Genomic DNA, 230 nt, shown 5'->3' with positions numbered 1-230 from the left:
ACCATCGGCGCTAGAGAGCTTAACTTCCGTGTTCGGTATGGGAACGGGTGTGACCTCTCTGCCATCATTACCAGACTTTTATCATTATACACATTCTTTTCAGAATGTCAAAAGGAATTTTAAATATATATTCCTTCAAAACTAGATAACATCGCTACATATTATATGGTTAAGTCCTCGATCTATTAGTATTCGTCAGCTCCACATGTCACCATGCTTCCACCTCGAAC

General features: G+C 39.6%; 1 rRNA gene. It reads right to left on the bottom strand.

The window, feature by feature from the left end:
• Positions 1–75: ribosomal RNA gene (rrf, locus tag JDS92_RS30570) — 5S ribosomal RNA — on the bottom strand; the annotation flags it as partial.
• Positions 76–230 lie beyond the last annotated feature (155 nt).

The organism is Bacillus cereus group sp. N12 (assembly GCF_016483575.1).
Lineage (GTDB): Bacteria > Bacillota > Bacilli > Bacillales > Bacillaceae_G > Bacillus_A > Bacillus_A toyonensis.
This window is presented reverse-complemented; position numbering and strand designations above follow the sequence as displayed.